Source organism: Albidovulum sp. (assembly GCF_049646345.1).
GTDB lineage: Bacteria > Pseudomonadota > Alphaproteobacteria > Rhodobacterales > Rhodobacteraceae > Albidovulum.
In genome coordinates, this window is sequence record NZ_JBARVQ010000541.1 from 1 (window position 1) to 11,278 (window position 11,278).

General features: G+C 63.8%; 13 protein-coding genes. 7 read left to right on the forward strand and 6 right to left on the reverse strand.

The annotated features are described in order from the left end of the window. Together WBB85_RS13885 and WBB85_RS13890 are read left to right on the forward strand one after the other, a co-directional pair. Positions 1-891, forward strand: an 891-nt coding sequence (locus WBB85_RS13885; protein ID WP_432639201.1) for a dimethylarginine dimethylaminohydrolase family protein, incomplete at its 5' end; no start/stop codon positions are given. A 92-nt stretch (positions 892-983) separates the two neighbouring features. Beyond that, a complete protein-coding gene (locus WBB85_RS13890) occupies positions 984-1,688 on the forward strand; it encodes a Crp/Fnr family transcriptional regulator (protein ID WP_432639202.1) in 705 nt (234 codons plus the stop codon). A gap of 114 nt (positions 1,689-1,802) precedes the next feature. Here the strand turns inward: WBB85_RS13890 and WBB85_RS13895 are convergent, their stop codons facing one another. From WBB85_RS13895 to WBB85_RS13920, 6 genes are read right to left on the reverse strand one after another with little or no spacing between them, the layout of a single operon-like run. After that, positions 1,803-2,072, reverse strand: coding sequence for a cytochrome C oxidase subunit IV family protein (locus tag WBB85_RS13895; protein WP_432639203.1), 270 nt, complete (start codon positions 2,070-2,072; stop codon positions 1,803-1,805). Then, positions 2,069-2,620 (reverse strand): cytochrome c oxidase subunit 3 family protein, encoded by a 552-nt coding sequence (locus tag WBB85_RS13900; RefSeq protein WP_432639204.1) that lies wholly within the window; start codon positions 2,618-2,620, stop codon positions 2,069-2,071. Before WBB85_RS13900 ends, WBB85_RS13895 begins: the two co-directional genes overlap by 4 nt. Further along, a complete protein-coding gene (locus WBB85_RS13905) occupies positions 2,620-4,572 on the reverse strand; it encodes a nitric oxide reductase activation protein NorD (RefSeq protein WP_432639205.1) in 1,953 nt (650 codons plus the stop codon). The genes WBB85_RS13900 and WBB85_RS13905 overlap by 1 nt, the downstream gene beginning before the upstream one ends. A 9-nt stretch (positions 4,573-4,581) precedes the next feature. Then, positions 4,582-5,388 carry a CbbQ/NirQ/NorQ/GpvN family protein gene (locus WBB85_RS13910; protein ID WP_432639206.1) on the reverse strand — a complete coding sequence of 269 codons (807 nt, stop codon included), beginning with the start codon at positions 5,386-5,388 and terminating at the stop codon, positions 4,582-4,584. Positions 5,389-5,393: 5 nt separating this feature from the next. Beyond that, positions 5,394-6,761: a cbb3-type cytochrome c oxidase subunit I gene (locus WBB85_RS13915; RefSeq protein WP_432639207.1), complete on the reverse strand. Its 1,368-nt coding sequence runs from the start codon at positions 6,759-6,761 to the stop codon at positions 5,394-5,396. Positions 6,762-6,773: 12 nt separating this feature from the next. Continuing rightward, complete coding sequence (locus tag WBB85_RS13920; RefSeq protein ID WP_432639208.1) at positions 6,774-7,226, reverse strand: c-type cytochrome; 453 nt, start codon at positions 7,224-7,226, stop codon at positions 6,774-6,776. Between the two features lie 269 nt (positions 7,227-7,495). On the opposite strand from WBB85_RS13920, the gene WBB85_RS13925 reads away from it, so the two are divergent. From WBB85_RS13925 to WBB85_RS13945, 5 genes are all read left to right on the forward strand, one after another. Further along, positions 7,496-8,398, forward strand: coding sequence for a LysR family transcriptional regulator (locus WBB85_RS13925; protein WP_432639209.1), 903 nt, complete (start codon positions 7,496-7,498; stop codon positions 8,396-8,398). A 70-nt stretch (positions 8,399-8,468) separates the two neighbouring features. Beyond that, positions 8,469-9,290, forward strand: coding sequence for a putative hydro-lyase (locus WBB85_RS13930; protein ID WP_432639210.1), 822 nt, complete (start codon positions 8,469-8,471; stop codon positions 9,288-9,290). 27 nt (positions 9,291-9,317) lie between these two features. Further along, positions 9,318-10,352: a TRAP transporter substrate-binding protein gene (locus WBB85_RS13935; RefSeq protein ID WP_432639211.1), complete on the forward strand. Its 1,035-nt coding sequence runs from the start codon at positions 9,318-9,320 to the stop codon at positions 10,350-10,352. 25 nt (positions 10,353-10,377) lie between these two features. After that, the gene (locus WBB85_RS13940) at positions 10,378-10,923 is read left to right on the forward strand and encodes a TRAP transporter small permease subunit (RefSeq protein WP_432639212.1); all 546 of its coding nucleotides are present in this window, start codon (positions 10,378-10,380) and stop codon (positions 10,921-10,923) included. Next, the coding region (locus WBB85_RS13945; protein WP_432639213.1) for a TRAP transporter large permease subunit at positions 10,920-11,278 on the forward strand (359 nt) is incomplete at its 3' end. The genes WBB85_RS13940 and WBB85_RS13945, both read left to right, overlap by 4 nt.

Consider the following 11,278-nt stretch of genomic DNA (forward strand, 5'->3'; position numbering starts at 1 on the left):
CTGCAACGCCGCAATCCCAATGGCGGCACCAAGCCGATGGCGTATTGGGGCCTTCAGAATGAAACCGACCCCCTGACGGATGTTCTTCTGGGCTCGCCCGCGCATCTTTTCCACCGCGCGACCTCCAGCCTGTCGCGCAAGCATCTGCGCGAGGCGCCCTGCAACATTCAGGTGGCGCAGGGCCAGCATGCGGAACTGGTATCGGCCTATGAGCATTTCGGCGTGAAGGTTCATATGCTGCCGGCGGAACCGGAACTGACCATGCAGGTCTATTCCCGCGATTCATCCTTCATGACGCCTTATGGCGCGGTCATCACCGCAATGTCGAACTGGTGGCGGCGGGGCGAGAATTATGCCGCGATCCGCGCCTATGAGGCAATGGGTATCCCGATCTACGACATGGTGACGGCGGGCACCTTCGAGGGCGGCGATTTCAACGTGATCGAGGAAGGCTGCGTCCTGATCGGTTGCGGCGGGGCCCGCACGCAGGAGGAAGGTGCGCGGCAGGTGGCAGGCTGGTTCGAGAAGGAAGGCTGGGAGACGAAGATCGCCTTCATCGATGAATATTACGTCCATATCGACCTGATGGTAGTGCCGATCGCCGAAAAGCTGACCGCCGTCTGCCTGACCTGCACCGACCCGTGGATCGTCGACTGGCTGAAGGCCAAGGGGCATGAGATCATCGACGTGCCCTTCGCCGATACGATGGCGCTTGGCTGCAATTTCATGGCCTTGGGCAATGACAAGGTGATCGCCCCGACCTCATCCCAGACGCTGATCGGCCAGCTGAAGGCTCGCGGGTTCGAGGTGGCGGCGGTTGATACCGCCGAGATATCCAAGACCGGTGGCGGCATCCACTGCATGGCGCAGGCGCTGCGCCGGGCCGCCTGAGGACTCATCAGTCTTCCTGACGTCACGGGGGTCGCGCAGTCTATGGCGCGGCCCCTTGATCTGTGGCAGTGAGGGGAAAAGACGGGTGGGTCATGAAACCGGAACATATCTTCACCGCGCTGCGTTCTCCGATCCTCGCCGGTCTGTCGGAAGAGGTGGCGCGCGATGTCATGTCCCGCGCGCGGCTGCGCAGCTTCGACCGTGGCGCGACGATCTTTCTGCAGGGCGAACAGGCGAGTGCGATTTATATCGTCGCCAGCGGCTGGGTGAAGCTTTACCGGATCGCGCCGAACGGGACCGAGGCGGTGGTTGGGGTGTTCACAAAGGGCCGGTCGATCGGCGAGGCTGTGGCCTTTCGCAGCGACGTCTATCCCGTCGCTGCCGAGGCAGTGACGGATTGCGAGGTGATCCGGATCGAGGCCGAGAGCTTCCTGCGCCTGATCCATGACAATCCGGGCATCGCGGTGTCGATCCTGTCGGCTACTTTTGCGCATCTCCATGGCCTCGTCGAACAGATCGAGCAGCTGAAGGCGCAGACCGGGGCGCAGAGGGTGGCGGAGTTTCTGCTGGAACTGGCGGAATGCGAGGCGGGGGCCTGTATGGTGACCCTGCCTTACGACAAGGTGCTGATCGCGGGCCGTCTGGGGATGAAGCCCGAGAGTCTCAGCCGGGCCTTCGCCAAGCTGAGGAAATTCGGGGTGAGCGTGCATCAGAACCACGCGAAGATCGACGATGTCGAGACCTTGCGCGATTATGCCGAGGAAGACCCCGCGCTCGCCTGGAACAAGGGGCAGTGATCTGATTGAGCGCCCGTTCCGGGCGCAAGATGATGTCTCGTGCTTTTCGCTTGCGCGAAAAGTACTCGGGTCTGCCTCCGGCCGGGGTATTTTCGCAATGAAGAAGCCCGGGGATCAAGCCACCAGATAGAGGACGAGCAGGAGGCCTGCATAGAGCGCGAGGGTGAGACCGAAGCCGCGTTGGAAGGCGGGGGCTTCGTTCAGGCGCAGATAGGCGTTGAGGATCAGCCGCGCCTTGACCCAGGCAAGGATCAGGATCGCGGCGCCGGTCGCGCTGAGGGCCGCGCCCGTGAGGTGGCCGCCGGTCACCGCGACGGCGAGGCCGGTCGAGGCGGCGGAGAGGGCGAGGAGGAGTGCCCAGGCGCGGGTGACGGTGTTTGTCATCGGAGCAGGTAGATCACCGGGAAGACCAGGATCCAGACGAGATCGACCATGTGCCAGAAGGCGGCACCCGCCTCCACCTCGCGCGGTTGGGCGCGGACGGCGACGAGCGTAAGGACGATCACGCCTGCCGCGACATGGGCAGCGTGAAAGCCGGTGATCAGGTAGTAGAAGGTGAAGAAGGGATGGGTCTCAATGCCGATCCCCTGTGCGGCCTTGTCGGCAAATTCGACCCATTTGATCGCGAGGAAGACGAGGCCCAAGGCAGCGGCACCCGCAAGGCATGTACGGGCGCGCGGGATGCGGCCGACTTCGGTCGCCTGAGCGCCGAGGGCGGCGAGCCAGCCGGAGGTGACGAGGACGACGGTGTTGATGCCGGCGCCCGTGCGGTGGAGGTGGTCCTGTGCCGCTGCAAAGCCCGCCGGATCGGTCAGGCGGACGCCGAGGAATGCCGCGAGCCCCGCGCCGAAGACGAGAAGTTCCGAGACGATCAGCACCCAGATCATCAGGTCGCCGGGCAGGTCGTCGAAGGGGCTTGCGGTGTCGGACATCAGGCGCCCACGAGCTGGCGGTAGATCTGCGGCAGGGCGTGGGTCAGTTTTTCCGGATGCGGGATCACGGCATAACCGCCCTGACCGAAGAGGCGCGGGAACCAGGCCTTGCCGTCGCGGTCAACGGTGATGCCGAAGACCGCGTGGCCCTGACGCCGGGCTTCTTCGATCGCCTTGCGGCTGTCCTCGATCCCGTGGCGGCCTTCGTAATGATCAAGGTCATTGGGCTTGCCGTCGGTGATGACGAGGAGCAGCCTGCGCCGCCGCGCCTCGCGCGTGAGACCGGCCGAGGCATGGCGGATCGCAGCGCCGAGCCGGGTATAGAAGCCGGGTTTCAGCCCGGCAATGCGGGATTCGACCACTGGGCTCATCGGTTCGCCGAAGCGTTTGGCGGTCTGGACATAGACCCGGTCGCGCTTGAGCGAGGAAAACGCATGGATCGCGAAATCGTCGCCGCAGGCATCAAGGCCCCATGCCAAAGCCGCCAGCGCCTCGCGTTCGATATCGATCACAGCGCGCCCGTCATGGCCATGGCCGGGCACGGCGGCCTCGGTCGAGCGGGAAACGTCGAGAAGGATCGAGACCGCGAGGTCGCGCTTTTCGGTACGGTTCTGCAGCCAGACGCGGTCATCGCCCTCGCCCGTGGCCATCAGGTCGACCTGCGACCGGATGGCGCGGTCGGTGTCCAGCTCATCGCCGTCGCGGTGCCCGGCGGTCAGGATGCGGGCGGGGCGCAGGGCCTCGAACTGGCGTTTCACGGCGAGGATGCGCTTGGCGGCTTGCGGGTCGGTACGGAAGGCGGGTTCTTCGTCGCTGGCTTCCACGGGTGAGGTCAGGACACGCGCATGGGCGGGAAGGTAGGCACCGGCGCGGGCGTCCCATTCGGGATAGGTCGCCTCGCCCGACAAAGCCTCGCGGTCCACGTCTTCGGGCGCGAGGTCGAGATGCAGTTTCAGCCGGGTCGCCGGGGCCTTGGAGATCTGGCCGAGCCCGATCTCATCCATGTCGTCGGCGGCCTTCTTGGCGTCGTCGTTATCGTCTTCCTCGACCCGGCGGTTGAGGTTGATGAACTCGGCCCAGCTCAGGATCGCCTCGAACTTGTGCAGGATGAAACTGTCATTCCGTTCGATCTGATCGGATTTGCGGCGGCGGGCGCGGTGGGTGCGGCCCTCGCCCTTTTCCGGCGTGCCCTCGGTGTCGCGGCTCTCAACAGCGGTGGCGGCGGAAAAGGTCAGCGGGCGCAGGTCGGGCCAGAGCGGGACGGGCTGGAAAGGGCGGTAGCCGCGCGGCGCGCGGTAGGCCGAGAGGTCGCCGGACTCAACGGCCGTCACCATCCGCCGGGCCTTGGGCGCAAGCTGTGCGGGATCGCCGAGCAGGTGGCGCAGGACGGCTTCCATCGTGCGCTCGGCCTCGGGCAGATGCGGGACGCGGCGCAGCACCAGATGGGCGGCGGCGAGATCGGCGTGAAGGGACGTGAAACCCGGCGCATCGGCCAGCGTGGCGCGCGCCATCTCGCGCACGGCGATCAAAGCCGCGAGGTCGGCGCGCAGGGGGTCATCTTCTGGCCGCGGCGCACCGGCATGGGCGGCGGCGGCGGTCAGCCAGACATAGAGTGCGGCATTCGCCTCGCGCCCCGGAAAGAGCGCGAGCGATTCCGGCAGGCGCAAAGCCTCGCCGTCAAAGCTGGCGCGGGCGGTTTCCTCGGTTTCCGTCCCAAGGCGGCGGCGGAAGGACAGGCGGTGGCGCGACTGTTCGGGCGCGACCGGTTTGATTTCAACCGCAGGACTACCGCCAAGCCCGCGAAAAAGAACTGCCAGCCGTCCGCCGACCTCGGAAAGGCCGACACGGGCTCCGTCGTGGACGCTAGGCGCGTCCTGACGGCTGGCATAGGCGTGCCACAGTTTCCCGACGGTTTCTTCGGGTTCCCATGGCTCGAATTCGATCCCGGACATCGGCCGGCCTCACCCGAAAACGGCCGTGACAAGATCGAGGAGCCCGCGTTTGGTGTCTTCGTCGTCGGTCAGCGGTTCGATCATCGCGGTGCGGATGGCGCGGTCGGGCGCCATGCCTTGGGCGATGAGGGTGGCCGCGTACATGACGAGGCGGGTGGAGGTGCCTTCCTCAAGGTCCTGCCCCTTCAGCGCGCGGTACTTGTTGGCGAGCCGGACGAGGGGTTTTACGCGATCCTCGGAAAGCCCGCTTTCACGGGCGACAACGGGAATCTCGTGTTCGGGTTTAGGGAAGTGGAAGTCGAGGCTGACGAAACGCTGGCGGGTGGAGGGTTTCAGCGTCTTCAGGATGTTCTGGTAGCCGGGATTGTAGGAGGCGACCAGCATGAAGCCGGGGGCGGCCTCCAGTTCTTCGCCCGTGCGATCGATCGGCAGGATGCGTCGGTCGTCGGTCAGGGGGTGGAGAACCACGGTCACGTCCTTGCGCGCCTCCACCACCTCATCAAGGTAACAGATCGCACCCTCGCGCACCGCGCGGGTGAGCGGGCCATCGACCCAGACGGTTTCGCCGCCTTTCAGCAGGTAGCGTCCGATCAGGTCGGCGGCCGAGAGGTCGTCATGGCAGGCGACCGTGTAGAGCGGGCGGCCGAGGCGGGCGGCCATGTGGGCGACGAAGCGTGTCTTGCCACAGCCCGTGGGCCCTTTCAGCAAAAGCGGCAGGGTGTTCTTGTATGCGGCAGCGAAAATCTCGCATTCGTCGCCTTGGGCGAGGTAGAAGGGGGCGTCTGCCGCCCCCTTCAGGTCATAGGTTCCGTCCATCACCTTCACTCCGCTGCGTGTCCGACGGGGCCGGGTTCGATGATCTCCTTGCGCGGGACGAAGACCGCGTAGATGAAGAGCACCGCACCGAGCACGACGGCGATACCGGAACCGAAGCGCATGGCGTAGAAGACCCAGAGCTGGTCCTGCACGTCCATGAACGCCTCACCATTCACCCGCTGGAGGTGGGTCTGCACGGTGCCCGCGAAGGTCAGCGTGAAGGTCATGAACACGACACCCGCCGACATCAACCAGAACGACGCCATGTTGAGCACCTGATTGTAGGGATCGCGCCCTTTCAGGATCGGCATCGCATAGCTGATGATCGCGAGGTTGAGGCAGACATAGGCGCCATAGAAGGCGAGGTGGCCGTGGGCCGCGGTGATCTGCGTGCCGTGGCTGTAGTAGTTCACCCCGTGGAGCGTATGCAGGAAGCCCCAGACCCCGGCGCCGAAGAAGGCCAGCGTGGCGCAGCCGAGCGACCACAGCAGGGCGGCCTTGTTCGGGTGATCGCGGCGGCCCTTCCAGACCATGATGAAGGCAAAGGCCATCATCGCGAAGAAGGGGACGACCTCGAGCGACGAGAAGATCGAGCCGATCCACTGCCAGTAACCGGGCGTGCCGATCCAGTAGTAGTGGTGGCCGGTCCCGAGGATGCCCGAGAAAAGGGCGGCGGCGACGATGACGTAGAGCCATTTCTCCACCACTTCGCGATCAACGCCCGTCAGCTTCAGCATCAGGAAGGCGAGGATCGAGGCCATCACCAGTTCCCAGGTCCCTTCGACCCAGAGATGGACGATGTACCACCAGTACATCTTGTCGAGCGCTAGGTTCGACGGGTTGTAGAACGAGAAGAGGAACAGAAGTGCCAGACCCCAGAGACCCAGAAGCAGGATATTGGTGATCGCGGTCTTGCGCCCCTTCAGCACCGTCATCGAGACGTTGTAGAGGAAAATCAGCGCCGCAACGACGATCCCGGCCTTGACCCATTTCGGCTGTTCGATGAACTCGCGTCCCTCCTTGCCCAAGAGCCAGTTGCCCTCAAAAAGGTTGAACGTATAGGTCAGGACCACACCGGCCGTGCCGAGGACGAAGATGGCCAGTTGCAGATAGGCCAGCGTCGGCGAATGGATCTCGCGTTCGCTTTCCTCGGGCAGAAGGTAATAGGCGGCACCGAAAAAGCCCAGAAGCAGCCAGACGATCAGGCTGTTCGTGTGCAGCATCCGCGCGATGTTGAAGGGCAGAAGCCCGGATAGGAAATTGCCGTCGACATAGATCCAGCCGAGCACCAGCCCCAGCGTGACCTGAACGGCAAAGAGCGCCATCGCGACGGCGAAGTAGGCAAAGGCGATTTTCTGCGTTTGGTATTTCATGGCTCTCACTCCTCAGCCCGCATCATTCGGGGGCCAGTCCTGGGCGCGGATCTTGTTCGTCCACAGGAGGAAATCGGCAAGCTCGCGGTATTCCTGATCGCTCAGGCCGAAATTGGGCATCTGGCGGCGGCCCTCGATGCCGGTCGGCATCGCGTCCATCCAGCCCTTGAGTACCTCGTAAGCCGCCTCGGGGTCGTCCTGGACGCCCCAGCGGGTCATCACATTGGCCAGTTCCGGGGCGAAATAGGCGCCTTCGCCAAGGATCGTGTGACAGTTGATGCAGGCATGCTTTTCCCAGATATGCTTGCCCGCCGCGACGCTGTCGGTCAGCCCGGCCGCGTCGGTCGATGTCGTGCGGATGTAACGGTGGCTATGCGCCGTCAGTCCGACGAAGATGATGATGAAGAACAGTGAGCCGCCATAAAAGATATTGCGGGCCATGCTCTTGGTCATGACTTCGCGCATTGCGCTTTCTCCTTCGCGGAGCGGTTGATGGTGGCCGCACTTTCGCCGGGTCGGGCGGCGCGGTCCTTAACGAAAGTCAAACGGGAGGGATGTTTGGGAGTGGTCCCTGTTGTCGATCCGCCATCTGGCCGGTGCGGTCGTTCCGTCAGTGCACCATACCTGGGAACATGGGGCGCGGAACGCGCGCTGCCCGGCGCTTAAAGACCGTAAAAGGCATAGCGCCAGAATAGCTGCTGACCGCATGCCGCAAATGGTGCAAAGCTGGCCGCATGAATGGAATTCGTCTGGATCAGTTGAACGCCTTCTTGCATGTCGTCCGGCTTGGCGGGGTTGGCAAGGCGGCCGACGCGCTCGGGTTGACGCAGCCTGCGGTAACGGCCCGGATCAGAAACCTCGAACTGACCGTCGGAACGGCCCTGTTCACCCGGGGGGGCGGGGGAATGCGCCTGACCGAGAAGGGCGAGGTGCTCGTGAAACATGCCGAGAAGTTCGAAAGCCTTCACGATCTGATGATGCGTGACCTCGTGGCCCCGGACGCCATGGAGGGACGTCTGCGCATCGGCGTATCCGAGACCATTGCCCAGTGCTGGCTGCCGGAACTGATCGCGCGGCTGCACGACCGCTATCCGAGGCTTGAGATCGAGTTCAATGTGGATATCTCGATCAACCTCAGGGCGGCCCTTCTGGACCGCGCGCTCGATCTGGCGGTTCTGCTTGGGCCGGTATCGGAGTATTCGGCCGAGAATGTAGGGCTTCCGGGCTTTGATCTGGCCTGGTACGTATCGGCGAATGCCCCGGAATGCGCGCTGCCCGCCGACTATCTGAAGCGTCCGGTGCTGACCTATGCCCGCCAAACCCGGCCCTTCCGGGAATTGCGCGAGCTTCTTCTGGAACGGGTCGGGCCGGATGTCGCGATGTTTCCCTCTTCATCGCTTTCGACCTGCTTTCGGCTGGTGGAGGCCGATCTGGGCATCGCTGCCCTGCCACGCGCGCTGGGATGCGACTATGTCGCCCGGGGCACGATCCGGGAATTCGATCCCGGCTGGATACCCGGGCCCTTGAATTTTACCGCCACCTATCTGGCAGAGCCGCGCCGGACCCTGTCCGAAACCGCAGCAAAGCTGGCGCGTGAGGTCGCCACGGAATTTATCTTAAATAAATTATCTTTATGACTAACTGAATAAATTTTGAATTGGAATTTATGAACCGGTGATGGCAGCCTGCCGCAGGGGAGGACAAGCCATGGTTCAGGACTATCGCGAACTGCGCAGTGAAGGCGTTGACGTGGTGCGGGTAGCGATCCGCGCCAACAGATACCGCTCGCATACTGCGGGGCTTGGCGCGGGCGTCCTTCAGACCAATCTCGTGATCCTGCCAGAGAGTTTTGCGCTCGACTTCATGCGCTTTTGTCAGCGCAATCCCAAGCCCTGCCCGCTGGTCGGCGTCTCTGACACCGGCGATCCGGCGCTGTTCACACTTGGCCGTGACATCGACATTCGGACCGATGTGCCCGGCTACAACATCTACCGCGACGGCAGGCTGTCCGAGACCAGACCCGATATCCGGGATTACTGGACGCGTGACATGGTGGCCTTCGCGCTTGGCTGTTCCTTCACTTTTGAACGCGCGTTGCAGGAGGCCGGGATACCGGTCTGGCATATCGACAATGACACCACCGTGCCGATGTTCCGTTCGAATATCGATACCGTTCCCGCCGGACCGTTCCGGGGCAAGATGGTCGTATCCATGCGCAGCATTGACGCCGATGCTGTCGAGGCTGCCATCGAAATATCGCGCCGCTTTCCGCTGGCCCATGGCGCGCCGGTCTACTGGGGCGATCCGGCAAGGATCGGGATCGCCGACATCGGCAGGCCGGACTGGGGCGACCCCGCGCCGGTAGGGGCTGGACAGGTGCCCGTCTTCTGGGCCTGCGGCGTGACGCCCCAGGTCGCGCTTGAAGCGGCCGGGGTGCCGCTCTGCATCACTCATTCGCCCGGGCATATGCTGATCACCGATGTCCCGGAGGATGCGGAAAGCCCGATCATCAGACCTTCAGACACGTAAACAATATACCCAACAAGGAGAAAGACGATGAAACGCACCCTGTCGATGCTTGTGGCATCCACTGTTCTTGCCACGCCCCTTCTGGCCGAGGATCTGTCGGTCGTCGGCAGCTGGTCCAGCCTGCCGCTGCACAATGACTTCGAAGCACCGTTCTGGAACGAAACTCTGCCTGCGGCCTCAGGCGGCAAAATTACTGTGGCGCTGACCACGCATAATCAGATGAATCTCGGCGTCGGCGATGTGTTCCGGCTGCTTGGCGACGGTGTCTATGACGTCGCTATGACAGTCGCGGACTACGCAGTGGCCGACGCGCCCGAGCTGGAAGGCCTTGACGTCCCGCTTCTGGCGCTGACCGCAGATGAGGCGCGGGCGATGGTCGATGCCGCCCGGCCGATGGTCGAGGATATCTACAATACCCGCTTCAACAGTCATGTTCTGGCCATCGCGCCCTACCCGCCGCAGGTCGTCTTCTGCAATGGCGAGATCGCCGGGCTGGACGATCTGGCGGGCAAGAAGGTGCGCGGTTCGGGCCGGATGACAACGCTATTTCTGGAAGCGCTTGGCGCCGAAGGTGTCAATGTCGCCTTTTCCGAAGTGCCCGGAGCCTTGCAGAAGGGTGTCGTCGATTGCGCCATCACCGGTGCAGGGTCGGGCTATTCCGCCGGCTGGTGGGAGGTTTCAACCCATCTCCTGCCGATCCCGCTTGGTGGCTGGGACAGCGTCGTGACCGCGATCAACAGCGACAAATGGGCGAGCCTTGACGCCGAGACCCAGGCCCTGATCACCGATCAGATCGCGACCGAATTCGAAACGCCCGCCTGGGCTACCGCGCAGGGCGCGCTGGACAACGATGTCGCCTGCCTGACCGGCAATGGGGCTTGCGCCTCGGGCGATGCGCGGTCGATGACACTGGTCGAAGTCTCCGAGGCCGATTTCGCCAAGGCCCGCGAGGTGCTGGTGGGCAAAGTGCTGCCTGACTGGGCCGAACGGGCCGGTGGCGACTGGGCCGCGCGGTGGAACGCGTCGGTCGGTCAGGTTGTCGGCGTGACGATCGGCGGCTGATTTCGGGTCCGGGGAAAGCGAGAGGATGCAGACGATGTTGTCCGGTCTGAGGCAGATAAACCGCGGGGTGGCGATCCTTGTCGGGGTCCTTCTTCTGGCCTGCGTGGCCTTCGTGCTGGCCGACATCGTGCTGCGTCAGCTCGGCGCTTCGCTGGGCGGCACCGATGAGATCAGCGGCTATGTGATGGCCATCGCGACCTCCTGGGGTATGGCCTTCACGCTGATCGAGCTTGGTCATGTCCGCATCGATCTGTTGCGCAGCCGCGTCGCAAGCCGCGGCCGCGCCCTCTTTGACCTGATGGCGATGCTCGCCCTGTCCGGAACGGTGACATTGATCGCCGTGAAGGGCTGGCCGGTTCTGGCGCGGTCCCTGGCCAACGGATCGCGCGCGAACACCCCGCTTGAGACGCCGCTGGCGCTGGTTCAGACGCCGTGGCTGCTGGGCTGGGCGTGGTTTGCGGTGGTCTCGTGGCTGACCTTTGTGGTGGCAGTGACGATGGTCATGCGCCGTGATTTCGCAGCATCCGAGGCCACGATCGGCACCTTCGGCGAGTTGGAAGCGCTGAAATGATCTACTATCTGACCATCGGCCTTCTGGGTCTTCTCTGCCTGTCGATCCCAGTCGGCATCGTGCTTTTCCTCCTTGGCTTCGGCATCGATCTGTTCTTCAGCCCATTTCCGCTGACCAAGGGGCTTGGCAACCTTGTCTGGTCGACATCGAACAACTCTACCCTGATCGCGATTCCCTTCTTCGTAATGCTGGGCGAGATCCTTGTGCGGTCGGGCATCGCCACCCGGACCTATGAGGCGTTGGACCGCTGGGTCAGCTGGTTGCCGGGCGGGCTTGTTCATGCCAATATCGCGACGGCAACGATGTTCTCGGCAACCTCGGGATCATCGGTCGCAACCGCTGCGACCCTGGCCAC

Bases quoted from the DNA above. Each gene is read 5' to 3' on its own strand.
- WBB85_RS13900 (WP_432639204.1), bottom strand. From the start codon at position 2,620: ATGTCCGACACCGCAAGCCCCTTCGACGACCTGCCCGGCGACCTGATG.
- WBB85_RS13925 (WP_432639209.1), top strand. From the start codon at position 7,496: ATGAATGGAATTCGTCTGGATCAGTTGAACGCCTTCTTGCATGTCGTC.
- WBB85_RS13920 (WP_432639208.1), bottom strand. From the start codon at position 7,226: ATGCGCGAAGTCATGACCAAGAGCATGGCCCGCAATATCTTTTATGGC.
- WBB85_RS13905 (WP_432639205.1), bottom strand. From the start codon at position 4,572: ATGTCCGGGATCGAATTCGAGCCATGGGAACCCGAAGAAACCGTCGGG.
- WBB85_RS13890 (WP_432639202.1), top strand. From the start codon at position 984: ATGAAACCGGAACATATCTTCACCGCGCTGCGTTCTCCGATCCTCGCC.
- WBB85_RS13935 (WP_432639211.1), top strand. From the start codon at position 9,318: ATGAAACGCACCCTGTCGATGCTTGTGGCATCCACTGTTCTTGCCACG.
- WBB85_RS13940 (WP_432639212.1), top strand. From the start codon at position 10,378: ATGCAGACGATGTTGTCCGGTCTGAGGCAGATAAACCGCGGGGTGGCG.
- WBB85_RS13915 (WP_432639207.1), bottom strand. From the start codon at position 6,761: ATGAAATACCAAACGCAGAAAATCGCCTTTGCCTACTTCGCCGTCGCG.
- WBB85_RS13910 (WP_432639206.1), bottom strand. From the start codon at position 5,388: ATGGACGGAACCTATGACCTGAAGGGGGCGGCAGACGCCCCCTTCTAC.
- WBB85_RS13930 (WP_432639210.1), top strand. From the start codon at position 8,469: ATGGTTCAGGACTATCGCGAACTGCGCAGTGAAGGCGTTGACGTGGTG.
- WBB85_RS13895 (WP_432639203.1), bottom strand. From the start codon at position 2,072: ATGACAAACACCGTCACCCGCGCCTGGGCACTCCTCCTCGCCCTCTCC.